We start from the raw sequence: 21,153 nt of genomic DNA, 5'->3' as shown, positions 1-21,153 counted from the left end.
CACGTTGGTCGGCAGGTCAGGCTCTACCGACCCTGCTTTCCTATCCCTTTGCCGATGGTCACAACGAGAGACAAACGCCGACGCCTCTGCTAGAGCGCCTGCGTGGCGTCGATTTTATCCTGGAGGCGGCCCGAGATCGCGATTGATTTCGGAACCGCCAATGTACGTGTGATGAGCCGAGATGAGGGTATCGTCTTTGACGAACCGTCGCTCTGCTGTTTCTCGAAACGTGATGGATTCTCGGATCTGATCGCCGCAGGCGCTGAGGTCCAGCCGATGCTGGATCGGACCCCTGCGAATCTCAACATCAAAAGGCCCCTTTGCCGCGGCGTCCTGCAGGACATCGATGCCGCCAAGGGCCTGCTGCGCCATGCGCTGTCGAGGTCGGTTGGCGCGAGGCGCGCCAGATCTCCCAACGCTCTCATTGGAGTGCCTGCGGATGCGACACAGGCTGAGCGCAGTGCAATGTTGACGGCTGCCAACGATGCTGGCTTCGGCAAAGTGAGCCTCGTGACCGAACCTCTGGCGGCGGCGATCGGAGCCGGTCTCCAGGTCGAGGACGCGGCAGGGTCAATGGTTGTGGAATGCGGTGCCGGCACCACCGAGGTCGCGATCTTCTCGCTGGGAGGAACCTGCGAAACGGGAACCGTTCGGATTGGAGGCGCCTCGCTCGATAAGGCCATCGCCGATCATCTGCATCTGCACCACAAATTCCTGATCGGAAATCTCACCGCCGAGCAGCTAAAAATGGACTACGCTGCGAAACGGCAAGGTGCCGATGCGCGCGATGCCATGGTTGCGGTGAAAGGGCGATGTTTGCGGGGAGGTCTCCCGAAAACGATCGAGGTGGCGATCTCGGAGTTCGACCGGGTCGTCGAGAAGCATATCGACCAGATCGTTCAGGTCGTCCGGACCGTCCTCGGCCGGACCGCTCCAGAACTGAGCCAGGACATCTACGACCGCGGCGTCATGCTAACAGGCGGCGGCGCGCTGATGCCGTTGATGAGTACGATGATTACGGCGGCAACTGGCTTGGATGTAGTGGTCGCCAACGAACCCGCGAATTGCGTGGCGCTCGGATTGCATCAGATGCTCGTCGCCTAGCGGCGTGGCGTGTTCCAGCGCATGTCTGACCGACCATCTCGCGCATTTCTTGCGTTGAAATGCAGGCCGTTTTCGCGGTCCGGCGAGTTCCCGCCTTGTGCCTACGCGGGGCTCTAACGAGGCCCCGGTATCGAAGACCAACCCTGGAATCACGTAAGGTCGGGGCGGCGTTACGGCAAATAATCTTTAGAAATCCATCAATATATTTCGTTTGCAAAGCATCACTACTGGTCCGAATTCGCCCGAAGGCGGCTTGCCATATCACGGATAGGCCTGGCCCGTCTTAGGGATGGATGATTCCAGTTCGATGTATAGTGGGCAAAATATCAGCGTTTCTTTTGAGACAATCCCCAAGGCGGACAAAATCGGAGAGGGGATTTGGTATGACTTCGATCCGGAAGCGACGAAATATCTGTCAGTTCCGGCGCTATTAGAGGGTCTAGGTGTTCGGGGCGTGATCGACACGGGAGCCACCCGGAGCGTTGTTAGCCCGAAATTGATAGCACGGACCGGAATGAAGCCGTCGGGCGCTACGTGCGCGACTATGTTCACCGCGTGCTATTCGGTACCATTATACAGGGCGATGCAACTCCGGGCAGGAGCGGCAAGTGTCTCGGACCTCGACGTCGCCTGTCACGATCTGGCGATGCTCGAGGCCGCCTTCCCCGGCGAATGCCCCATACTCATTGGCCGAGATGTCCTCACGCGCGCGGTTCTGGAGTGTCAGTTCTCGCGCGGACGTGCGCGTATCGCGGCGGCCTTCCCGCCGGAAGAAGCTACCGGTCATGCGCGTCTCGAGTTCACTCGAAGCCGGCATGGCCTTCCGATTTTCCAGACCCAGCTCGAGGATCTGCAGCCGCAGCCTGCGGTCCTCGACCTGGGCAGCAATCTCGTCTGCAGCATGTCGGAACAATATGCTGCTGAGGCCGGGCTGCTTTCCCGGCCGGTCTCGACGACCATGACCGCGGGACTGGAGGGGAGTATCGTAGGCCGGCAGTTCACGTTGGGATCGCTGAAATTCGCAGACTATGTCCTGCATGATGTGCCTGCCTGCGTCATCCCGAACTGGTCGCTGGATGCTCCGATCAATCTGGGATGGCCGGCGTTCGCTGCCTTCGACCTCGTCTTTGAGTTTGACCGCGATCTTTACATTCGCGCGGATGAGGATCGTCTTGCCTTGCCACTGTTGCGGGACCGCTCTGGCATAGGTGCCCAGCGCTTTCCGGATCATTTGCTCGTCAGGCATGTTGCCTTGGGGAGCCCAGCCCACGAGCAGGGTATGATCGCGGGCGATCGCATTGTCGCAATCGACGGGCTGCCTGTCGATGTCGGTTATCCCGTAGCGGGCAAAAGGCTTGGTCGCCAGGCTGCGGGCACCCGAATATCGCTGACTCTCGAAGTCGGGCGCGAGATCGACCTCGTCCTCAAGGACTACTTTTGATCCTGGAAGCCGACGGCGACGCGGCGGAGAGAATTCTCACCGCGCAACGTTGAGCTGCCCGCGCATGCCCGGATGGAACCGGCAGAAAAAAGCGATCGAGCCGGGCTGCCGCAAGACCATCCTACCACTCTTTGCCGGCATCAGGTCGACCTCGAAGCTGCGGTCCGAAGCTGTTGCCGTGTGCCGGAAAAGATCGCGGTTGACCCAGATGATCGTATCGCCGACCCGAAGGCCGGGCGGCAACTGACCATATTTCATCTTGTCAATGAGGATGGTGTAGGTCCGCGGCGGGGGTGCGGCGATGGCAGCGCTTGGAAGCGCTACCAGGACGACCGCGAAGAGCGTGGCGGCACGCCGCATCATCGGTGGTTTCTCGCTGCGAGCTGCTCGGCGTGAGTCTGGTGCTCGGTGAACAGGGTGAGCCCGGTCTGCAGCAATGACTTGAGTTCACCATTGTGCGCGCCTGGAATGAGCGTGTCCTTGAGCGCGGCGTTGACCGTGCGGTGATAGGCGACTTCGTTACGGAGATAGGCCTGGTCGAAAGCTGCGCCGCGGAGCCGTGCCAGCTCTGTGTGCTTTGCGGTAGCCTGTTGCGAGAGCGCCTGGCTAGTGGGATTGTCTTGAGGCGAAACGCCGAGCTTCCTGACCAATGCGAGGGCCTGATCGTTGACCGCCTGATGATCACGGACCATTTCCTGCGCGAATTCCCGGACCGCGCTGTTCCTAGATTTTTCCAGCGCCTGCTTGCCTGCGGTCACGTCGATGGCGCCGGCCGTGTAGGCGATATGCGCTATCTGGGCATCGTTGAGTGCAGGCTTGTCCTGCGAGATGGCAACGCCGGAGATCATGAGCAGGCTCGCGGCCCCAAGTAGGGCGACCTTCTTCAGCATCTCGATATCCTTCCACTGATGGGAGGCCAATTCCTGCCCACACGGCTTGGATGTCGAAGCGCGGCCAGGGTTCCCGTGATTGTCGAAGATGCTTCCTCGGGAACCTTTGCGTTCACGCGGCATCCAAGCGTCATTCGAGGCAACCGCGACGATCCCGGGCATTGCCCATAAGGTCGGGCAGATTGGTTCGCTCAGACGAAAGACGATGATGACGATGCCCGTTACCCAAAAGGATATTGCTCAACTTTCCGATGTCGATCTGGCCAAGCGGGTGAGCCAGCGGGATCCTCGCGCCGTCCGGCTCATGACGGAAAGGAACAACCAGCGACTATTTCGCGCGGCTTGGAGCGTCCTGGGTAATCGCGCGGAAGCGGAAGATGCCGTACAGGCCTGCTATCTCCTTGCCCTCAAGGCGATCGGGGATTTCGAAGGCCGTTCGTCCCTCTCGACCTGGCTGACCCGTATCGTCATCAACGAAGCGCTTGGCCGAGAGCGCGTTGCGCAGCGCCGACGTGCCAGGCTCGATGCGGAGTCGGTAGTGGACCTCGAGGAGTATCGCGAAAAGTTGATGGGCGGATCAATTGACCGGGCTGGCCCGGACGGCAACCTGGCGGTCAAACAGATCCGCGCGCGTCTCGAGGCGGCGATCGGTGAGTTACCACCCGAGTTCAGGCTCGTTTTCGTCATGCGGGAGGTTGAAGGGGCAACCATTGAGGAAATTGCCAACGCCACCGGCGTAAGCGCACCTACAGTGAAGACGCGGTTATTCCGGGCGCGTAGACGGCTGCGTGAGGCCCTGGCTCCTGATCTGCAGGCGAGCCTTATTGGCGCCTTTCCCTTTGCGGGTGCTGATTGTGAAGCCTTGACGCAAAGGGTGATGATCCAGATCTTCGATTGATCGCGACGAAGCGCCGCCCGTGCGAGGCGATCGGCACAGCCTCGGCCGCCTCTCTCCAGACAACAAAATTGTTGCGCCTTGTAAGGCATGGAATTCATTTTTCATATTTCTGGAAATCTAATAGAGGTATTTTATCTGCATATTAATAGGAGCCGAGGTGGGTACTCCAGCGGAAATTAGATCAGCACCGCCGCCCTGCCCGGCAACCGCCGTACTGGCCGGGGCGGAGTGACGGTTCGCCGCCGCCTTGGTCGGGGCCATTGGAGGCAGGCCGCGGTCTTGCTTGCAGCAGCGCTGATGGTCAGGATTGTGGTTCCGATGGGCTACATGCCCGGCATCGTGAATGGCGCGTTTGTCATGCAGCCTTGCAGTGGGCAGAGCCTTAGCGTTCTTCCACCATATGAAGCCGTGACGCTCCGAGGGAACGACGATGCAATTCACGAAACTGATCGTGACGACAGCAACAAACACTCCAACTCGCCGGCACCTTGCACGTTCTCCATCCTGGCGGTGCCCTCGCTCGCTGGCGCCGATCCTCTCGTGTTGGCGACTGCCCTCGCCTTCATCATTGCGACCTTATTCCGCGCAGTCGCGGCCGTTGCCCTGAGGCGCAGCAGTCGGTTTCGCCCACCACCCCAGGGCCCACCTCGTACCACTTGATCGCTTCGGATGTTTTGAGCCTGTTTCGGCCGCTGCCTGGATGGCACGCGGGTACCGGCCTGCGCCCGATGCTCGCAGCTTGGCAACGCGCAATTGCGCAATCCCGATCAATTCGCGGGGACCCGTCATGTCCAGATTCTTTCTCTCCACCAGCGGACTCGCCGCGCTGCTTGCTGCATCCGCTCCAGCCTTCGCAGACACGAATGATGAGGACAGTGGCCACGATCTCGCCTCAGATATTGTGGTTACCGGCCGCCTAGAGGACCGGAGCTTGCACGAACTCAAGACTCCAGCGCTTGGCGTTGGGATCGATGGTAGGCAGATAGCGGCGATCAACGCGATCAATGCCGAAGATGCAGTACGCTACGCGCCCGCTCTGGTTGTGCGTAAACGCTTCATTGGCGATGCCAATGCGACGCTCTCCTTCCGAAATATGCACTCGACGCAGACGCCGCGAGCGCTGGTGACGGTTGATGGCTTCAACATCTCGAATTTCCTTGGCGCGGACTTCGACACGGCGCCGAAGTGGGGAGTGCTGGCTCCGGACGATATCGCCCGTGCAGAGATCATCTATGGGCCGACCTCTGCGCGCTATTCGGGCAACTCGATGGGCGGGACCTTGCTTCTCAAGACCCGTGACATCACTGCCTCGGCCGCTCGCCTCAGCACGCAAGTGTTCAGCCAGAACTACAAATATTATAAAACTGACGAAGATCTGTTCGGCTGGGCGGTCGATGCCGGGTTTGATTTCACATTGGGATCACGCGGCGGCCTCTCGATAAGCTACCGGCATTTCGAGAATAAAGGTCAGCCAATGGAATGGCGGACGGTCAACGCTTCATCTCCCTTTGGCAGCCAGGGTATCGTCGACAAGGAACTCTCCTTCCTGCGGATTGGAGCGCAGGACTCGACAGTGGATTCTAGCGAAGATCAGCTTCGTATGCGCGGCCAATATGACTTGGGCGGCGGCTGGGCTCTACATGGTCTCGCGGCGCTCTTTGCGAAGCGAGAGGATACGCTCCATCCCAAGACCTTTCTGCGCGATGCAAGCGGCGCTGCGACCTTTATCGGCATCGATGGGGTAAATGTGGGCGCGGCGCGGTCGACCGAACTGCTGATGGGCGTTGGCCTGTCGGGCGAAGCCGCAAGCTGGAAGTTGGACGTTTCCTTCAGCCGGTTCGACGTCCTTGACGACAAGACCCGGACTTCCGACAATTTCGATGTTGTGACCGGCGCACGACCGCTCGCGGGGCGGCTCCTTGGCTACGACGCCGGTTGGAATAGCTTGGAGGTCTCGGCCGAGAAAAGCTTCGGGGTCCATACGCTCGCACTTGGCCTCTCCTATGCCGGATACTCGGACAATAACCGCACATACACGGCGACCGATTGGCTGCATGCGACGGTCACCGGTCTTCGCGATGCGTCGGGTGGTAAGACCCGTCTCATCGGCGCTTTCGTCGAGGATGGCATCACGTTGTCGCCGCGATTTATCGCGACCTTTGGTTTGCGGTACGAAACCTGGCGCGCCTCGCAGGGCTTCCTTACTGCTGCCGGCGCCACTGACCGATACGGAGAACGCCACAATGATGCCTGGTCGCCCAAGGCGGCCCTGAGTTTCAAGCCCGACGCCCTCACCCAGATCGTTGTCTCCGCCTCGCTGGCGACGCGCTTCCCCACGGTGGGCGAACTCTATCAGGCTGGCCTCATCGCCTACGGCGCCAATGTCGGCGAGCTCGACCTCAACGGCTTCAATCCTGCTCTGAAGCCCGAACGGGCGATTGACCTGCAAGTCACCACCTCGCGGCGTTTCGGCAATGTGAAGATGACGCTGTCGGGCTATCGGCAGGACGTCCGGGACACCATCTTCTCGCAGACCATCGCTGTTCCCGATGCTGTCACAGGCGATCTCACGCAGAGCTCGCTAATGACCAATATCGGAAACGTCCGTACCTGGGGGGCTGATCTGATCGTGTCGGCCGAACAGGTCTTGATCGATGGCCTGTCGATCGATGCCAATGTTTCATGGATCGACGCGGAAGTGACCCGCAACCCGCTCAATCCGGCGTTGGTCGGTAACAAATTTCCCCGCGTGCCCATGTGGCGGGCCAATGCAAGCCTTCGTTACAGCCCGACGGCCGATTGGACACTGGCTGCAAATTTCCGTCATCAAAGCACGCCTGATCGCAACATCGAAAATAGCAGTACATCGCGGTGTGATACCTTCTACTGCGTTTCATCCTTCTCGTTCGTCGACGTGAAGGCGAGCAGGCGATTGGGGGCTATCGAGTTGTCCGCAGGCGTCGATAACCTGCTCAACGAAAAGGCGTTCGTCTATCATCCCTACCCAGGCCGAACCTTCGTCTTCAGCCTGAAATGGAACGGAGAGTTCCAATGAGCGCGGATGAAGCAAGGTCGGCGAGCCTCATCCGATCGAGCCTCTATAACTCCGTCTGGCGCTGGCATTTTTATGCAGGAATGATCGTCATACCTTTCATCCTGGTCTTGGCGGTGACGGGGGCAGCCTACCTGTTCAAGCCTCAGGTGGAGCGATGGGAAGAGCGCGCTTTCCATGGATTGCCGGTTGCGTCCGCTGTCGAACCGCACGTACAAGTGGCTGCTGCTCTTGCTGCGTTCCCCGGCACGCGTCTGAGCAGCTATCGCCTGCCCGACCGCACAGGCGACGCGGCGATGATCCATCTTGTCACACCGGATGGCCGCGTGGCCTGCGATGCCTTCGTCTCGCCGCGAGGTGAGGTGTTGGGAAGCATGTTGCCAGAGGCGCGCATGATGGCATGGATCAAACGGCTCCACGGACAATTGCTGCTTGGCAAGCGGGGGAGTTGGCTCGTCGAACTCGTTGCAAGCTGGGCGATCGTCCTGGTGCTATCAGGTCTTTATCTCTGGTGGCCGCGTCGCGGCGGCCTGGCGGGCGTGATCTGGCCGAGATTGCTCAGCGGGAAGCGCGTTTTCTGGCGCGACCTCCACGCCGTGACCGGGTTCTGGATTTCCGGCCTGGTTCTCTTATTGCTCGCTACCGGCCTGCCTTGGGCCGGACTGTGGGGCGGCGCATTCAAGGCTGTTCGGACGGAACTGGGTTGGCTCAAGGGTCCGCAGACTTGGACACTAGGCGGCGAAGCGCCCCGGCTCGAGAACAGCGCCAGCCATGCCATGCACAACCAGGCAGCGCCCATGCGCATGGTGCCGACGCCGCCCGCAGTTCGTACCAGCATCGACGATTTTGTCGTTAAGGCAAAGCAGGAGCAGCTGGCTTTCCCCGTCATCGTGACTCCGCCAGACCCCGCCGGAACGAATGGCATCTTTGCCTGGACGGTACGATCCGATGCGCAGAATCGGCCTCTACAAATGACCATCACTTACGATGCCGGCACCGGTCGGGAGATCGCACGCGAGGGCTTCGCTGATGGGCATATCGCTGACCGCATCGTCGGCTACGGGATTGCCTGGCACGAGGGCCAACTTTTTGGCTGGCTTAACCAGCTCATCGGAGTGCTGACTGCAATCGGACTGATCGTCATGGCCATCAGCGGTTTCATTCTGTGGCGCCGCCGTAAACCCGAACACGGGCTCGGCGCACCGCCCCCCGCGAAATTCACCGAACGCATGGGCATCGTCGTCGCAATAGCGCTGGTGCTTGCTGCTGTGCTGCCGCTTCTGGCCGCCTCTCTCGTGGTCCTCTGGCTGTTTGAAAGGCTCGCACTCCCACATTTGCCCCGGGTCGCCGCATGGCTGGGAGCATCAAGGCGCGGCGCTCCGGCATGAGCGCGATCCGAGCAATCCAGGTCAGCCTATTTGATTATCGCTCTATAGTGACGTCCGCGAATGTGGATATGTCGGACCCATGTTCTACAAATTCGTCGGCGGCGATGGGCCCGCGCTGGGTGATATCTTTGACAAAGCCGTGGATAATGGATCGCTGAAGTTCACCTCCGCGCTCGAGTTCGACGACCCCTTCGAGTTCAAATTCAACTCGATCGTGCCCAGCCGTGAGGCCTTTGACGCTTGGCAGAAGACCGAAGATCCGGGCTGCAGCGCCGAGGACCTCGAGCACGGCTGGGCGTATCTTTCCGGCGGGAGCGCAGACTGGAAATGCCAATTTCGTGCCGCGGCAGAATATTCTGCAACAGCTCTATGTGCTTTGCCTCGCTCAGCGCTGGGACAGCCATCTGATGTGGGCACACTATGCTCGCGACCATCGGGGTTTCGCGATCATTTATCGGCGGGAGTTGGTGTCGGCCATCGAGACGTTCGCCGACCACGTGGTGAGCGGCGCAATTGCCTATCGATCGCAGGTGCCCAACCTCCGGTGGTCTCAAGTGCCGCGGGCCGAAATGTTAGCCCCCCCGCCCTTTTCACCAAGTCGCAGGAATGGGCCTATGAGGAAGAGTTCCGTGTGATATGTTCGGGGCCATCTGACAGGCCCTTCTACCAGGCGATTGACAGCGGCCTCGTCGTGGGCGTGATCCTGGGCACGCGCGCTCCAACGGCCTTGATCGAGAGAGCTGGCGGTGCAGCAGGGTCGTCTGGACTTCATCGTCCGCAAGGTTACCTCGAGATCAGGCTCATATGCGCTCGAGGCTTACGACGTTGATGCAACCAGTTGGCGATACGGGTACATGCTGTAGCGTCGAGAATTGTTTGTCAGCCGGACTCGTAAATCGATGGGGTCGGCACGTCAATTTGAAGCAGCTGACCGTTCGGAACTGAATGATCGAATGCCGCTGACTTGGATGGGCTCGATGGCGGCATTCTTACACCGGCTGGCCTGTTATGTATGCGCCGCGGCGCCGCATATGGACCCGGCCGGTAGGGTCGCTGGGGGCCGGCCGGGTTCATCGCGAAGCCGCGGCGCTGGGCGCAGTTGCCTACGCCCGGGACGCGGGAAAAGGGGGCTCAGCCTCAGGGTACGAGGATGAGGTTCCCGCGACCCATATTGGGGTCGGCGTCTTTCGAAAACATTACCACTGCCATGGCACCCGTATGCGCATGAGCCATGGAATGATCGACGATTACATTGGCACCTTCGACCGGAGAAATGAGATCGAAGGTTGCGCCGTCGCCGGGGCCGACGACTAGGCTCTGCATACCGACTTTCTTGTTCTTAGGATTGCCGCTCGGATAGACAGCGTCCCAGATGCCGGCGATGGGATGGAGCGTTGAATATTCATTCGGACCGGCGTTGACGAAATAGACCCGCACGCGTTCGCCGGGCTTTGCCACGAGCATTTTCGTCGATGCCGGATCGTGCACCGGATCGTACTTGAAGGCGACGCCGTTGAAGACGACGTGATTCCAGTCGCTTTTCATGATCGAGTGAAGGTCGTCGGGGTTCGGATAGACCTCCGACTGGACGAGAACATATTCGCGGTCCGCAGGCGGCAGGGCTTTCGTATCCTTGGGATCGACAAGGATAACGCCGAACATACCGCGAGCGATGTGCTGATACATGGGGTCGGAGCCGCAATGGTAATAAAAGGCGCCCGGGTAGGTCGCGACGAAGCTGAAGGTCTTCGTCTCGCCGGGCTTGATTGCCTCGAAATCCTTGACGACGTCGACGCGTGCGGCGTGCAAGTCGATCGAATGCGAGTTCTTGTTGGCGGCATCATTGGTCAGCACGATCGTGACGCGATCGCCCTCCGTGACGCGCAGCACGGGCCCGGGAACCTGTCCTTCGTAAGTCCATGAGGCCTGCATCGTCCCCTTGTTGTCGATCGGCAGGGAAACCTCTTTGGCGGTGAGGCGGAGTTCAACGTCCTTGGCAAGCGCAGGCTGGCAGGCCAGTCCAATGAAGGCGGACGCGGCAAGAAGCAGAGATTTTCTCATATTATTACCCCTCGTTGCTGATGATGATCACTTTTTCTGGTCGCACTTGCAGACGTACATGAGGTAGTCGGCCATATCCTCGATCTGGTCCTTGCTGAGGACGCCGGACCATGACGGCATCAGAGCTGACTTGTTGACCGATGCCCCTCCGTCGGTAATGGCCTTGATGATCTGTTCGCGCGGGAGCGACGACATCGCGACGGTATCGCTGTGGTCACGCGGTTGAACCGACAGGCCGACCGTATTGATGCCCTTTCCGTTCCGCTGAACACCGTGGCATTGAGCACAGTATGTATCGTAGAGATGGGCGGTCGCCTGAATCTTGGGGCTCTCGGTCCCCGCGGTCGCTGGCTGATGGGCGGTGATCCCCAACGCCAACACGGCAAAGCCACCAAGGAGTGCGAGTCCATAGCGGAGCATCATTTGTTCTCCTTGCCCAAAGACGTGATGTAGCCGGTCAGGCGCTGGAGATCGGGCTCGGACAGCGTGGGGGTTGGCATCCAGACGTGCGGATCGAACAACTGCGGGTTCTTGGTATAGGCAATCACGTAGTCGGGCCGCAGGCGCTTACCCGCGTCGTAGAGTTCCGGACCGGAGAGACCGCCCTCGCCTTGCGCGTCCTGATGGCAGGCGACACAGCCGCGCAGCTTGCTGAAGGCTAGCTTGCCCATTGTCATGTTGGCGGCCTCGGGCTTGTATCCGCCCGACGGGACAAGACTGTCGCTCTTGAGCAGAAGGAGCGCGTCTGCCAGCCGCTCGGCGGTCGCGGCATCGACCTTTGGATGCTTCTCGACCGCGGCGGTATCTATCGTATCGCGAGGCTCACCGGCTTTGGCATGCTTGAACCAGAGCACGCCGCCAACGCGGATGGTTGTCGGGTTTTGCAACCAGGCCACGAGCCAGTCTCTGTTGAACTTGTCGCCGGCGTACCAGAGATCGGGACCTTTGCGTGTCCATAGGTGCTCGAGCGTCGCATTGGCGGGCTTGCTGAGCGTATGGCATGCCGCGCATTGTGTCGTCAGTTCCGAAGACGAGCCTTGCGCGTCGACAACGGCAGGGCGCGCGGCAAGGGCGAGGACTGCGGCACTTGCGCAGGCGGCGATGACGAACGGCGCTTTCATGACATGACTCCTCAGGCGACCGGGACACCTTTGAAAGCCGGGTTCGGGTAGATCCCGTGAGGCTTCCTGAGGCTTTGTTCGTAGTAGAAGTCCGGGACGAACTCCTTGTGCGCCCAGTGGTACCAGGGCTGGTCGCGCGGGATGCCTTCGTATTCGATGAGGGTCATGACGCCGCCGTGTGGCGTGTGGCCGTTCATGGTATGGCTGTCGACGTGGTCATGGATCATCCAGCGGCCCGGATTGTCGCAGCGCAGGATGATGTCGTAGCGCTCACCCGGCCCCACGAGGACCGTGTCCGCGTTGATTGGCGCAGGCAGGGGATGACCATCCTTGAAGGCGATCTGGAACACATGTCCATGGATGTGGATTGCGTGGAAGCCGCCCCCTGCACCGAACATCCGGAGGCGGATGACGTCGCCTTCCTTGACGCGAATGGGTTGCGTTTCTGGGAACGATTTGCCGTTTATGGTGAAGTAGTCGAATACGTCGCCGGGCATACCGCCCTGTCCGAGTTTGTCCGCCCAGGCCGAGGCCCATTCGGAGAACATGAGGATATAGTCCCCCGTAACCTCCCGCTCGAGCGGGGTCGGCTTGATCGGATCGATGATGAACGGCCCCCACATGCCGCGCGTCGCGACATGCTCGTTCACATTGACATGGCAGTGATACCACATGGTACCCGCCGGCTCGGCGACGAACTTGTAGGTGAAGCTGTCACCAGGCTGGATGCCGAGTTGGGTCATATCGGGCACGCCGTCCATCTCCCACGTCCCGCGCTGCAACAGGCCGTGCCAATGGATAGTGTGCGGAAGCGTGGTTAGATTGTTGAGGACGACCTCGACTTCGTCGCCTTCGCGCACATGGAACAGCGGTGCGGGGACCTGACCGCCGAAGGCGAACGTCTTGAAGGACTGATTGCCGACGAGCGTGATCTTGGTCTCTTCGATGTTCATTTCGAATTTGTGCTGGGTCGCGCCGGGACGACTTTTTCCACGTGCGGGCGCCGCTTGGACGCCCGAGGTGGAGGACGCGGTCAGTGCCGGAACTGCAATGGCCGCCCCCAATCCCGTCAATACGGCGTCCCGGCGCGTCAAATCTGGCATCATACATTCCTATAAGATGTATATGATAGGCATGATTCTATCTGAAGCCGCGGTCCCTGCCCAACGAATTAGTTTGCCGTCATCCAACAATTTTCTTGTTGGGAGGGATTAGATGATGGGGGAAGAAACCGCGGGCGTTTTCGCCCGCCGCAATGAGCCTTGCAGGCTGCGTGGAGGCCCAGCCGGCCTCTTAACATGTCATAGCGATACTGGTATACGTTACGTTGATACACTGAGGAGAGGTGTGTGCGACTCACACGCTATACGGACTATTCGCTCAGGGTGCTGATCCACCTGGCGCTGAACGACGATCGGCTATGCTCGATCGGCGAGATGTCGCGCACCTATGACGTTTCTCACAATCACCTGATGAAGGTGGTCAATGCGCTGGCCCATGACGGGTTCATCAAGACGATGCGTGGCCGCGCGGGTGGCATGCAACTCGCGCGGCCGCCTGAAGAGATCACTGTCGGTGAGGTCGTTCGCCGGACCGAGGAAGGTTTGCAACTGGCCGATTGCTCGGGCTGCGCGCTTTCGCCGGCATGCGGCCTGACGGGCGTGTTGGCAAAGGGGATGCAGGCGATGATGGCGGTATTCGACTCCTACACGATCGCGGATCTGCTCGCGGACAAGGAGGCGATGCGGCGTCTGATGAATCGCGAGTCCCCTCTCGGTATCGGAACGACTTGAAGGACGCGACGCCGCGGGGCCTCTTGCAGAAGCCATTAGCCTTTGCGCGTCAGGCCGCCAGACACATGTCGAGGCGCTGCCAGATTTCGGAGAGCGCGACCGTAAGCTCGCGCACCATGGCAGCGCTGTGCGTGGGGCCCGGTGTAAAACGTAGCCGTTCGGTACCGCGGGGAACCGTTGGGTAATTGATCGGCTGCACATAGATCCCGTATTCTGCGAGCAGGATGTCGCTGATCTGCTTCGCTTTGACAGGATCACCGACCATGAGCGGAACGATGTGAGTGCTCGACGGCATGACCGGCAAGCCTGCGTTTACGAACTGTTCCTTGAGCATGGCAGCTGTAGCTTGCTGTCGGTCCCGCTCCGCGCTCGATGACTTGAGATGGCGGACGCTGGCCAATGCCCCGGCAACCAGGACGGGTGAGAGTGACGTCGTGAAGATGAAACCAGGCGCATAGCTGCGGATCACGTCGATGATGCGGCGATCGGCCGCAATATAACCGCCCATGACCCCGATGGCTTTGGCGAGCGTACCTTCGATCACGGTTACGCGATGCGCCGCGCCATCCCGCTCGGAGATCCCGCCCCCGCGCAGCCCATACATGCCGACGGCATGCACCTCATCGAGATAGGTGATCGCACTGTATTTTTCAGCAAGATCGCAGATCTCGTGGATAGGCGCGACATCGCCATCCATCGAGTAGACGCTTTCGAAGGCGATGAGTTTGGGTACCGCTGGATCCGCCTCGATCAGCAGTTCCTCAAGATGCGCAATATCGTTGTGGCGCCACACTTTCTTCGCGCATCCGGAGGACTGGATGCCGGCGATCATACTCGCGTGATTGAGCGCATCGGAGAAGATCACGCAGCCGGGCAGAACTTTCGCGAGCGTGGAAAGCGTCGCATCGTTCGAGATATAACCGGACGTGAAAAGGAGCGCGCCTTCCTTTCCATGAAGGTCGGCCAGTTCGAGCTCTAGGTTGATATGATAGTGCGTGTTGCCGCCGATATTGCGCGTCCCGCCTGACCCGGCGCCGACGTCGTGCAATGCCTGTTCCATGGCCGCGATTACCTTGGGATGTTGGCCCATCGAGAGATAGTCGTTCGAACACCACACGACGATAGGCTTGGGACCATTGTGGCCCGCAAAGCAGCGGGCGTCGGGGAACGATCCCTTGTTGCGCAAGATGTCGATAAAGACCCGATAACGCCCCTCGTCCTGCAGCTTGGCCAAGGCAGCATCGAAGATCACATCATAGTGGGCCCGGCTCTGGCGGCGGGGCGCGGGAGTTGTCGAGGCGCTTTTTGGTGTCATGGGCGCAATCCCCAAGACCGATCCTAGTCGGCCGCATAAACATGTATCTTGAATGCAAGATAGGGGTCTGTCCCATCGTGCTCAAGATGCGAACTGTTGGGCACTGTTGAATCCGAACTCCGCGAACAGTGAACGCGTGCAATGCAGCCACCATCGGCATTTCGGCTTTGGCTCATAGAAACCACACGTTGAGACTTCATTTTTCGTCGACGACGCGGTCAAGCGCGAGGGCCACGACCTTGCCCTCTTTCAGTCGAACTACGACCGTCCAGAAGAGGGATGCCCGGTAATAGTCGTGAACGGTGGTCCAGTCGGGATAGACACATCGTGCGATCTGCGCATCATGCCGATCGCCCATGCACCGCGCGCCGGCCTTTTCGAGGATGTCGAGCGCCGCCCAGAAGGAAAGGCCGACAGGGACGGCCCGGGCGAGGGTGCCTCTCGCATGCTCGAGATCGTTGTCCCACTGATAGTCGCTCTCGATTGCCGCGAACCGCAGTGACGGGTACTTCTGCTCCTTCGCGTGAACCGGGGGGCAGAGAGAGAAGCAAGCAACGAGCGCAATCAGCGTCTTGAATGTCATGGCGTCCCTTTAGGGAGCCACTGGTTCTAAAAAACCACAAAATATTGCGCTTTGAGCGCAATAGTATTGCACTGAAGCGCAGGCGTGGAGATTCAAGTCGGGTTGTTGGCTATCGCCAAGTAGCTCGCGGTCGCTTCGATATTAGCCCGGTGGCTCTCCAACATATCTTTGAGATGGCGATGCAAATCGTCGTCACGTACCCGCCGGAGCAAGGCTTCAAGCCTGCGCACGACCCAGGCCTGCCCCCGATTGAGGAAGATAAGCCGGTCGAGTGGATCTGCAATAGCGAGGGCTTTCTGGTGAAACGCCCCCGTTTCATCGGATGGCAGGCCGCCGAGGCGACCTATCTGGCACGTAAGCATCGCACACCAACGCGCCTCATCCGCGCGCACTCTTTGCATCAAGTTCGTGTAGGCGCCGTTCGTCTCTGGCTTGCTGCTGGCGAGCGCGACCTTTGCCCCCGCTCGTTCGGCTTCCAGCAGCTCGTTTAAGGCAGCAAGAAGCTCATCGCGAGGAGCATAGCCCATATAGGCGTCATCGGCTTGCGCTGCATAGCAGACCGGCGAGGATGGATCGTTGGTCATGTGGCGATCGCCGCGGACGCTCTGAGCCCAGCGCGTATTCGATCCATTACGCCAGGATCGGCTTTGGCCGAATGCACGACGTGGGCCGAGTACGAAAACTCCGGACTCCCAGGAATGAGCGCCAGCCGCCCTTCATCGAGATAAGAGCGAATGAAACCCTTGCGGAAATAGCCGCTGCCTCCGGTGGCGAGAATGTATTCCAGAGCCAGCGGCCCGTAGCTGATCGACACGACCGCATTGGGATTGTCGGGGTAAGCGGCTTGATAGCTCGCGGCAAACTCCTCACCCCAATCGATCTGCACGTGGTCTTCCGGAGCCAAAGGCGTGGTGGTTGGGGTCGACCTCACAAGGACAAGCTTTTCCTCGAACAAGAGTTCAGCAACGACTCCTGGCCGGCTGGGCGCTGCATAGAGGACGGCGACGTCGAGCGAGCCATCCTGGACTTGTTCCATCAGGCGCTCTGACGTGTCGATGTGGGTGCTGACAGCAATCTCGGGGCATTCGCGCCGCATCCACAGCAGCCAGTGTCGAAGAAGCGGGCTCCAAAGACTGAGTTCGGAGCCGATGGTCACGACAGTTTCTCGCCCGGGAGGCAAGGCGACAGCGCGCCGAGCTCTCTCCCAGACCTGGACGATGGTCGTAGCGAAACGAAGGAAGTGCTCGCCGGCCGGCGTCAATTTCGCCCCAGCCTTGTTGCGAATGAAGACGGGACGGTCGAGTTGGTCTTCCAGGACCCGGATTCGCGCGCTAACAGCGGTCTGCGTAAGATTAAGATTAGCCGCCGCGGCCACGAAGCTGCCGGTTTTCACGACCTCGAGGAATGTGCGCGCAACACTGATATCCATTCTGCAATTTCCCGATTGCCAAAGCCCAATAATATTCATTTGCTTGATGGATGCTAACGGGCCGATGGGTGATTCACAAGGAGAGATCGTGTGGTCGAACCGACACAACCACCCACGACTGAGCGGCATCGGGCTGACGGAGGGGCGGCAAGATGAAACCCTGGGTTCCTTTCGAACCTGAGCCCCCGCCGCCGCAGGCGGCACTCTGGAAGGTCTGCATCGCCCTCACCATGTTGATTTTGGGAGTAGGAATCGCGCTGTTCAGCTTTCGTGATGCCGGAGCTATCAGCGACGAAGTCTATCTCGCCATGATGGTCTTCGTGATCGCGGCGAGCGCCGGGGTCATTATCGCAATGGACTTCGAGCAACAGGCTCATCTCGCCAAGCAGAAGAGACCGGAGGAAATACCTCCGCCGTTCGACTTCCTGTTGCTGTGGCCGCCCGATGGATCCGATATGGCGGACGATGGATCTGCGAATTCGGCAAAGCATCGCCCATCGAAGCCGCCTGCTAGTTCGCGGACGGACAAGCCGTGAATGCGGACAATAAGGACGACCTGGAGACGCGGGAGCCAGGGCGGCCACGCCCAATGTACGGGCTCAATATGATTCTTCTCGCTGGGTTGGCCTTTGCAGTGATCCGGCTTTTCGTTTGGATGCTGCGACAAGACGGCTCCATCACCGAAGAGAATGGCAACGCTTTGGTACTGGTGGCCATGCCCATCGCCTTCTTCGTGATCGCTTGGATCGGGCAGGAAGACCGCTATTGATTATCAACAGAAATATTGCTGATAATCAATAATAACATTCATTTGTTTGATGGCTCCTGGTTCTCCACATTGATCGTGCAGAATGAAGGAGTTCCCATGACCATCCAACTCGGACAGATCGCCCCCGATTTCGAGCAGGACAGCACGCACGGCCCCATCAACTTTCACGAATGGCTAGGGGAAAGCTGGGGTGTCCTGTTCAGCCATCCCAAGAATTTCACGCCCGTGTGTACCACCGAGCTCGGCGAGGTGGCCAAGCTGCGTCCGGAGTGGGACAAGCGAAACGTCAAGCCGATCGGCCTTTCGGTGGACCCGGTCGAAGCGCATCACAGATGGGAACTCGATATTCACGAGACCCAGGGCGCGAAGCTCGATTTCCCGATGATCGCGGACCCGGACGCCAAGGTCTCGACACTCTACGACATGATCCATCCGGAGAGTGACCCCACGGTTACCGTCCGATCGGTCTTCGTGATCGATCCGTCGCGAAAGGTGCGGCTGATCCTGACCTATCCCCCTTCGACCGGCCGGAATTTTGCCGAGATTCTCCGGGCCATCGACAGCCTTCAACTGACCGATTCCCGTAGCATCGCTACGCCAGTGAACTGGGAGCCGGGCGAACCTGTGGTGATTTCGCCCAAGCTTTCGGAGGAGGAGGCCGCGCGGCAATTCCCGCAAGGGTACAAAACACTCAAGCCTTACCTGCGAATGGTCGATCTGCAGGCATCGGCGCAGTGACGAAGGCTTGGGAAATTGATGAAGGGGCGCCCGCTGTCGCCGAGATCGGTGACGGCGGGCTGTCCGCCCTATTCGCGCGCAACCGTGCGTGGGCTGAAGCTAAAACCCTGGTCGATCCCAGCTTTTTCAAACGCCTCGTGGGTCAGCAGCAGCCACGCTATTTCTGGATTGGCTGTTCGGACAGCCGGGTGCCCGCAACCGAAATAGTCGATCTCGATCCCGGCGAGATGTTCGTTCATCGAAATGTCGCCAATCTCACCATGCCGACCGATCCGAACTTTGCGGCCGCACTGCAGTTCGCAGTCGATGTCCTGAAAGTCGAGCACATCATCGTTGTCGGCCACTACGGGTGCGGCGGGATTCAAGCTGCAATGACGCAGGGGACGGACGACGCGATCGGTGACTGGCTCGCGCCCGTGCGCGCGCTTCATCGGGCGACCCGCGGCGAGCATGATACCGGCGCCAATCGTTTGTGCGAGCATAATATTCGGGCCCAGGTGGGCGCACTTAGTACAAATCCGCTCGTCTTGGCGGCGTGGGAACGGCAAGCTTCTCTGACGCTCCACGGTTGGGTTTACGCCATCGGAGACGGTCTCCTGCGATCCGTGTGTGCTCCCGTAAATAGCTGCTCGAGCGGTGCAATCGCCGGCCGTCTGGTCGAGCCGCCGGTATGAATCTGGGGCGGGCCTTGCAGCGCGTTAGAGCGATAGGTCAGGACGACAGCCTCGTCGGCGCCATTGCCGCATGCAAGGCTGCCCTCGCGCCGAGCCGCGAAATTGACGCCCGGATCGCGCTCGCCGTGTTTCCGGCGCTGCGAGGCCTAACCTCCGTCGCCCCTGGGGTCTGGGAGCAGCACGACGGCGGTCACGTCCGCGCCCTCCTCTACACTGCAGCTTGTCCCGCGGCGGCAACGCTGGTGCCTCCAGGGTACTGGATCGAGACCGGTCCACAGGCGGTCGTTGTCCTTGGTGAACTGGGTGAATGGATTGGCGTCCATTCGGTGGAAGCAATTGCCCTGTGCATTGCTGCGCTCGATGCCCGCCGGGCCGAGTTGTCCTATGCACAGTGACCTTTCTCCGCAGCAGGTGAGCCATCCGTACCCGCCTGGCGGTCTCAGTCGGTATCACCCTGGCCGTTTTGCGGATTCCCTGCTGAGGGAGCGCTATACCAGTATCGCGCCCGCCGATTGGGGGGCGCCCTTCGGAGCGATAGACCGTCACACTTTGGCCAGTTTTGCGGAAAGCTGGGATCGCCTCGTTGACGATCGCTGGATGGGCGATGGCGGACGCTATCGTCGTCGGCGGTTTGCGGCCTTTGCGGTCGCGGACGGCGCCATCACGCGAAAGCAACATCGCCCGCATTTCCAGAAGCGCGCACACAATCGCCTCAATGGAGGAATCTCGCGGTGGTTTTCGCCAGTCGAGCGCATGATTGGCGAACATGTCGTGACGAGCACATTACTGCGGATCGGCGAAGAGCTTGCCAATGCGCTCATCGGTTGGGCGGGTTGCGCGTGGCATGCCGAATTGCACCGGTTCCGGATCGATGCGTCCGATCAGATCGGAAAGCCATCACCCGAAGGACTACACCAAGACGGCGTCACCGCGGTCCTCATGATCCTGATTGATCGACGCAACGTCCGCGGCGGCGTGACGATGCTTGTCGAGGACGGCCGGCTCGTCGCCCAGTTTGAACTGGCGAGTCCACTTCAGGCGATCGTCCTCGACGACATCCGGCTGCGCCATACCGTCACCCCGGTAATCGCCTGCAACATGGGCGTACCGGCCCGGCGGGATGCTCTGGTGATCACATTCCGCCCGGAGCGGAACACGAAATCTTTCCCGCTAAAGGAGACCAGCAATGGCTGATCAAAGTCGTGGTAATGGAGTAGCTCATCTCGATGATGAGAGGCTCGTCTTTGAACTACCGCCCCTTCCCTACGGGGAAAAAGACCTGGAGCCGATCCTTTCGGCGGAAACGCTGAAGATACACCATGGCAAACATCACGCGCGCTATGTTGAAACGCTCAATCGGCTGCTGACCGAGCAGAATTTCTCGGCGCATTCGCTCGAGGATATTGTCCGGATCGCGCGCGGCTGCGGGGCCCAAGGCGTCTTCAACAACGCCGCCCAGGCTTGGAACCACAGCTTCTTCTGGGAGAGCATGGCTCCGAAGGTGTCCAAGCCTTCCGGTGCGCTCGCTGCGGTTGTCGCGTCGGAATTCGGGAGCCTCGAAGGTTTCCGGCAACGCTTCTGCGCCGAGGGAGCGGGCCATTTCGGATCAGGCTGGGTTTGGCTCATCGCGAAGCGGGACAAGCTCGAAGTGATTTCGACGCACGACGCGGGAACGCCGATCCTTGACGAAGGCGTAACGCCGCTCCTGGCATGTGATGTGTGGGAGCACGCCTACTACATCGACTACCGCCAGGATCGCGCCGGTTGGCTGACGTCCTGGTCGAACCTGCTTGCGAACTGGCATTTCGCCGAAGCGCAATATGACGCGGCGCTCGGCCGGGGCCAATCGTGGCACTATCCCGCGCCGAAAAAAGCCCATGAAGGATGAGAGGAGAAG

At 60.1% G+C, this 21,153-nt stretch carries 24 protein-coding genes and 1 pseudogene; 14 read left to right on the top strand and 11 right to left on the bottom strand.

From position 1 onward, the window contains the following. The first annotated feature begins 102 nt into the window (after positions 1-102). The 3 genes and pseudogenes from KRR38_RS31295 to KRR38_RS31290 all read left to right on the top strand — a co-directional run bounded on the left by KRR38_RS31295 (position 103) and on the right by KRR38_RS31290 (position 2,545). Positions 103-1,104 carry a rod shape-determining protein gene (locus KRR38_RS31295; protein ID WP_217407730.1) on the top strand — a complete coding sequence of 334 codons (1,002 nt, stop codon included), beginning with the start codon at positions 103-105 and terminating at the stop codon, positions 1,102-1,104. A gap of 289 nt (positions 1,105-1,393) precedes the next feature. Continuing rightward, positions 1,394-1,732 (top strand): annotated as a pseudogene (locus KRR38_RS37995) (aspartyl protease family protein); the annotation flags it as partial. Positions 1,733-1,750: 18 nt separating this feature from the next. Next, positions 1,751-2,545: a PDZ domain-containing protein gene (locus KRR38_RS31290; RefSeq protein ID WP_217407729.1), complete on the top strand. Its 795-nt coding sequence runs from the start codon at positions 1,751-1,753 to the stop codon at positions 2,543-2,545. Between the two features lie 36 nt (positions 2,546-2,581). Here the strand turns inward: KRR38_RS31290 and KRR38_RS31285 are convergent, their stop codons facing one another. Together KRR38_RS31285 and KRR38_RS31280 are read right to left on the bottom strand one after the other, a co-directional pair. Next, positions 2,582-2,908 carry a hypothetical protein gene (locus tag KRR38_RS31285; RefSeq protein ID WP_254515800.1) on the bottom strand — a complete coding sequence of 109 codons (327 nt, stop codon included), beginning with the start codon at positions 2,906-2,908 and terminating at the stop codon, positions 2,582-2,584. Further along, entirely contained in the window at positions 2,905-3,435 is a 531-nt protein-coding gene (locus KRR38_RS31280; RefSeq protein WP_217407728.1) for a DUF4142 domain-containing protein, read from the bottom strand. Before KRR38_RS31280 ends, KRR38_RS31285 begins: the two co-directional genes overlap by 4 nt. Positions 3,436-3,523: 88 nt before the next feature. Between KRR38_RS31280 and KRR38_RS31275 the strand changes: the two genes are divergently transcribed. The 3 genes from KRR38_RS31275 (at position 3,524) to KRR38_RS31265 (ending at position 8,773) form a co-directional block, all read left to right on the top strand. Then, a complete protein-coding gene (locus tag KRR38_RS31275) occupies positions 3,524-4,333 on the top strand; it encodes an RNA polymerase sigma factor (protein WP_254515833.1) in 810 nt (269 codons plus the stop codon). Between the two features lie 787 nt (positions 4,334-5,120). Continuing rightward, positions 5,121-7,388: a TonB-dependent receptor gene (locus KRR38_RS31270; protein WP_217407727.1), complete on the top strand. Its 2,268-nt coding sequence runs from the start codon at positions 5,121-5,123 to the stop codon at positions 7,386-7,388. Then, positions 7,385-8,773 (top strand): PepSY domain-containing protein, encoded by a 1,389-nt coding sequence (locus KRR38_RS31265; protein WP_217407726.1) that lies wholly within the window; start codon positions 7,385-7,387, stop codon positions 8,771-8,773. The genes KRR38_RS31270 and KRR38_RS31265 overlap by 4 nt, the downstream gene beginning before the upstream one ends. A 34-nt stretch (positions 8,774-8,807) precedes the next feature. Here the strand turns inward: KRR38_RS31265 and KRR38_RS31260 are convergent, their stop codons facing one another. The 5 genes from KRR38_RS31260 to KRR38_RS31240 form a co-directional block, all read right to left on the bottom strand. Then, positions 8,808-9,062, bottom strand: coding sequence for a hypothetical protein (locus KRR38_RS31260; RefSeq protein ID WP_217407725.1), 255 nt, complete (start codon positions 9,060-9,062; stop codon positions 8,808-8,810). Positions 9,063-9,910: 848 nt separating this feature from the next. After that, positions 9,911-10,834 carry a multicopper oxidase domain-containing protein gene (locus tag KRR38_RS31255; RefSeq protein ID WP_217407724.1) on the bottom strand — a complete coding sequence of 308 codons (924 nt, stop codon included), beginning with the start codon at positions 10,832-10,834 and terminating at the stop codon, positions 9,911-9,913. 27 nt (positions 10,835-10,861) lie between these two features. After that, entirely contained in the window at positions 10,862-11,257 is a 396-nt protein-coding gene (locus tag KRR38_RS31250) for a cytochrome c (RefSeq protein WP_254515799.1), read from the bottom strand. Then, positions 11,254-11,955 carry a c-type cytochrome gene (locus KRR38_RS31245; RefSeq protein ID WP_217407723.1) on the bottom strand — a complete coding sequence of 234 codons (702 nt, stop codon included), beginning with the start codon at positions 11,953-11,955 and terminating at the stop codon, positions 11,254-11,256. The genes KRR38_RS31250 and KRR38_RS31245 overlap by 4 nt, the downstream gene beginning before the upstream one ends. An 11-nt stretch (positions 11,956-11,966) precedes the next feature. Next, the gene (locus KRR38_RS31240; protein WP_254515798.1) at positions 11,967-13,058 is read right to left on the bottom strand and encodes a multicopper oxidase domain-containing protein; all 1,092 of its coding nucleotides are present in this window, start codon (positions 13,056-13,058) and stop codon (positions 11,967-11,969) included. A gap of 246 nt (positions 13,059-13,304) precedes the next feature. Between KRR38_RS31240 and KRR38_RS31235 the strand changes: the two genes are divergently transcribed. Then, entirely contained in the window at positions 13,305-13,748 is a 444-nt protein-coding gene (locus tag KRR38_RS31235; RefSeq protein WP_217407721.1) for an Rrf2 family transcriptional regulator, read from the top strand. A 49-nt stretch (positions 13,749-13,797) separates the two neighbouring features. Here KRR38_RS31235 and hemA read toward each other — a convergent pair whose 3' ends face one another. The 4 genes from hemA to KRR38_RS31215 form a co-directional block, all read right to left on the bottom strand. Beyond that, complete coding sequence (gene hemA, locus KRR38_RS31230; protein WP_217407720.1) at positions 13,798-15,063, bottom strand: 5-aminolevulinate synthase; 1,266 nt, start codon at positions 15,061-15,063, stop codon at positions 13,798-13,800. Between the two features lie 196 nt (positions 15,064-15,259). Further along, on the bottom strand, positions 15,260-15,646 hold the full coding sequence (locus tag KRR38_RS31225) for a hypothetical protein (protein WP_217407719.1): 387 nt from the start codon (positions 15,644-15,646) through the stop codon (positions 15,260-15,262). 92 nt (positions 15,647-15,738) lie between these two features. Then, a complete protein-coding gene (locus KRR38_RS31220; RefSeq protein ID WP_217407718.1) occupies positions 15,739-16,230 on the bottom strand; it encodes a DUF6306 domain-containing protein in 492 nt (163 codons plus the stop codon). Beyond that, complete coding sequence (locus KRR38_RS31215; RefSeq protein ID WP_217407717.1) at positions 16,227-17,075, bottom strand: LysR family transcriptional regulator; 849 nt, start codon at positions 17,073-17,075, stop codon at positions 16,227-16,229. The genes KRR38_RS31220 and KRR38_RS31215 overlap by 4 nt, the downstream gene beginning before the upstream one ends. A 152-nt stretch (positions 17,076-17,227) precedes the next feature. Here KRR38_RS31215 and KRR38_RS31210 point away from each other — a divergent pair, with 152 nt between their 5' ends. The 7 genes from KRR38_RS31210 (at position 17,228) to KRR38_RS31180 (ending at position 21,144) form a co-directional block, all read left to right on the top strand. Beyond that, positions 17,228-17,611: a hypothetical protein gene (locus tag KRR38_RS31210; protein ID WP_217407716.1), complete on the top strand. Its 384-nt coding sequence runs from the start codon at positions 17,228-17,230 to the stop codon at positions 17,609-17,611. A gap of 53 nt (positions 17,612-17,664) precedes the next feature. Further along, complete coding sequence (locus KRR38_RS31205) at positions 17,665-17,844, top strand: hypothetical protein (RefSeq protein ID WP_217407715.1); 180 nt, start codon at positions 17,665-17,667, stop codon at positions 17,842-17,844. 96 nt (positions 17,845-17,940) lie between these two features. Further along, positions 17,941-18,582, top strand: coding sequence for a peroxiredoxin (locus KRR38_RS31200; RefSeq protein ID WP_217407714.1), 642 nt, complete (start codon positions 17,941-17,943; stop codon positions 18,580-18,582). Continuing rightward, on the top strand, positions 18,579-19,256 hold the full coding sequence (locus tag KRR38_RS31195) for a carbonic anhydrase (RefSeq protein WP_309141223.1): 678 nt from the start codon (positions 18,579-18,581) through the stop codon (positions 19,254-19,256). Before KRR38_RS31200 ends, KRR38_RS31195 begins: the two co-directional genes overlap by 4 nt. A 14-nt stretch (positions 19,257-19,270) precedes the next feature. Next, positions 19,271-19,651: a hypothetical protein gene (locus tag KRR38_RS31190; protein WP_254515797.1), complete on the top strand. Its 381-nt coding sequence runs from the start codon at positions 19,271-19,273 to the stop codon at positions 19,649-19,651. Next, the gene (locus tag KRR38_RS31185) at positions 19,641-20,450 is read left to right on the top strand and encodes a 2OG-Fe dioxygenase family protein (protein WP_217407712.1); all 810 of its coding nucleotides are present in this window, start codon (positions 19,641-19,643) and stop codon (positions 20,448-20,450) included. The genes KRR38_RS31190 and KRR38_RS31185 overlap by 11 nt, the downstream gene beginning before the upstream one ends. Next, positions 20,443-21,144 carry a superoxide dismutase gene (locus KRR38_RS31180; RefSeq protein ID WP_217407711.1) on the top strand — a complete coding sequence of 234 codons (702 nt, stop codon included), beginning with the start codon at positions 20,443-20,445 and terminating at the stop codon, positions 21,142-21,144. Before KRR38_RS31185 ends, KRR38_RS31180 begins: the two co-directional genes overlap by 8 nt. The last annotated feature ends 9 nt before the right edge of the window (positions 21,145-21,153 follow it).

Origin of the sequence: Novosphingobium sp. G106 (assembly GCF_019075875.1) — a bacterium.
Classification (GTDB): Bacteria; Pseudomonadota; Alphaproteobacteria; order Sphingomonadales; family Sphingomonadaceae; genus Novosphingobium.
This window is presented reverse-complemented; position numbering and strand designations above follow the sequence as displayed.

Excerpts from the sequence above, each read along its gene's own strand:
- KRR38_RS31275 (WP_254515833.1), top strand. The coding sequence starts at position 3,524 with ATGCTTCCTCGGGAACCTTTGCGTTCACGCGGCATCCAAGCGTCATTC.
- KRR38_RS31250 (WP_254515799.1), bottom strand. The coding sequence starts at position 11,257 with ATGATGCTCCGCTATGGACTCGCACTCCTTGGTGGCTTTGCCGTGTTG.
- KRR38_RS31200 (WP_217407714.1), top strand. The coding sequence starts at position 17,941 with ATGACCATCCAACTCGGACAGATCGCCCCCGATTTCGAGCAGGACAGC.
- KRR38_RS31290 (WP_217407729.1), top strand. The coding sequence starts at position 1,751 with ATGCTCGAGGCCGCCTTCCCCGGCGAATGCCCCATACTCATTGGCCGA.
- KRR38_RS31240 (WP_254515798.1), bottom strand. The coding sequence starts at position 13,058 with ATGCCAGATTTGACGCGCCGGGACGCCGTATTGACGGGATTGGGGGCG.
- KRR38_RS31185 (WP_217407712.1), top strand. The coding sequence starts at position 19,641 with ATGCACAGTGACCTTTCTCCGCAGCAGGTGAGCCATCCGTACCCGCCT.
- KRR38_RS31205 (WP_217407715.1), top strand. The coding sequence starts at position 17,665 with ATGTACGGGCTCAATATGATTCTTCTCGCTGGGTTGGCCTTTGCAGTG.
- KRR38_RS31210 (WP_217407716.1), top strand. The coding sequence starts at position 17,228 with ATGAAACCCTGGGTTCCTTTCGAACCTGAGCCCCCGCCGCCGCAGGCG.
- KRR38_RS31280 (WP_217407728.1), bottom strand. The coding sequence starts at position 3,435 with ATGCTGAAGAAGGTCGCCCTACTTGGGGCCGCGAGCCTGCTCATGATC.
- KRR38_RS31215 (WP_217407717.1), bottom strand. The coding sequence starts at position 17,075 with ATGGATATCAGTGTTGCGCGCACATTCCTCGAGGTCGTGAAAACCGGC.
- KRR38_RS31245 (WP_217407723.1), bottom strand. The coding sequence starts at position 11,955 with ATGAAAGCGCCGTTCGTCATCGCCGCCTGCGCAAGTGCCGCAGTCCTC.
- KRR38_RS31225 (WP_217407719.1), bottom strand. The coding sequence starts at position 15,646 with ATGACATTCAAGACGCTGATTGCGCTCGTTGCTTGCTTCTCTCTCTGC.
- hemA (WP_217407720.1), bottom strand. The coding sequence starts at position 15,063 with ATGACACCAAAAAGCGCCTCGACAACTCCCGCGCCCCGCCGCCAGAGC.
- KRR38_RS31285 (WP_254515800.1), bottom strand. The coding sequence starts at position 2,908 with ATGATGCGGCGTGCCGCCACGCTCTTCGCGGTCGTCCTGGTAGCGCTT.
- KRR38_RS31265 (WP_217407726.1), top strand. The coding sequence starts at position 7,385 with ATGAGCGCGGATGAAGCAAGGTCGGCGAGCCTCATCCGATCGAGCCTC.
- KRR38_RS31270 (WP_217407727.1), top strand. The coding sequence starts at position 5,121 with ATGTCCAGATTCTTTCTCTCCACCAGCGGACTCGCCGCGCTGCTTGCT.
- KRR38_RS31255 (WP_217407724.1), bottom strand. The coding sequence starts at position 10,834 with ATGAGAAAATCTCTGCTTCTTGCCGCGTCCGCCTTCATTGGACTGGCC.
- KRR38_RS31180 (WP_217407711.1), top strand. The coding sequence starts at position 20,443 with ATGGCTGATCAAAGTCGTGGTAATGGAGTAGCTCATCTCGATGATGAG.
- KRR38_RS31220 (WP_217407718.1), bottom strand. The coding sequence starts at position 16,230 with ATGACCAACGATCCATCCTCGCCGGTCTGCTATGCAGCGCAAGCCGAT.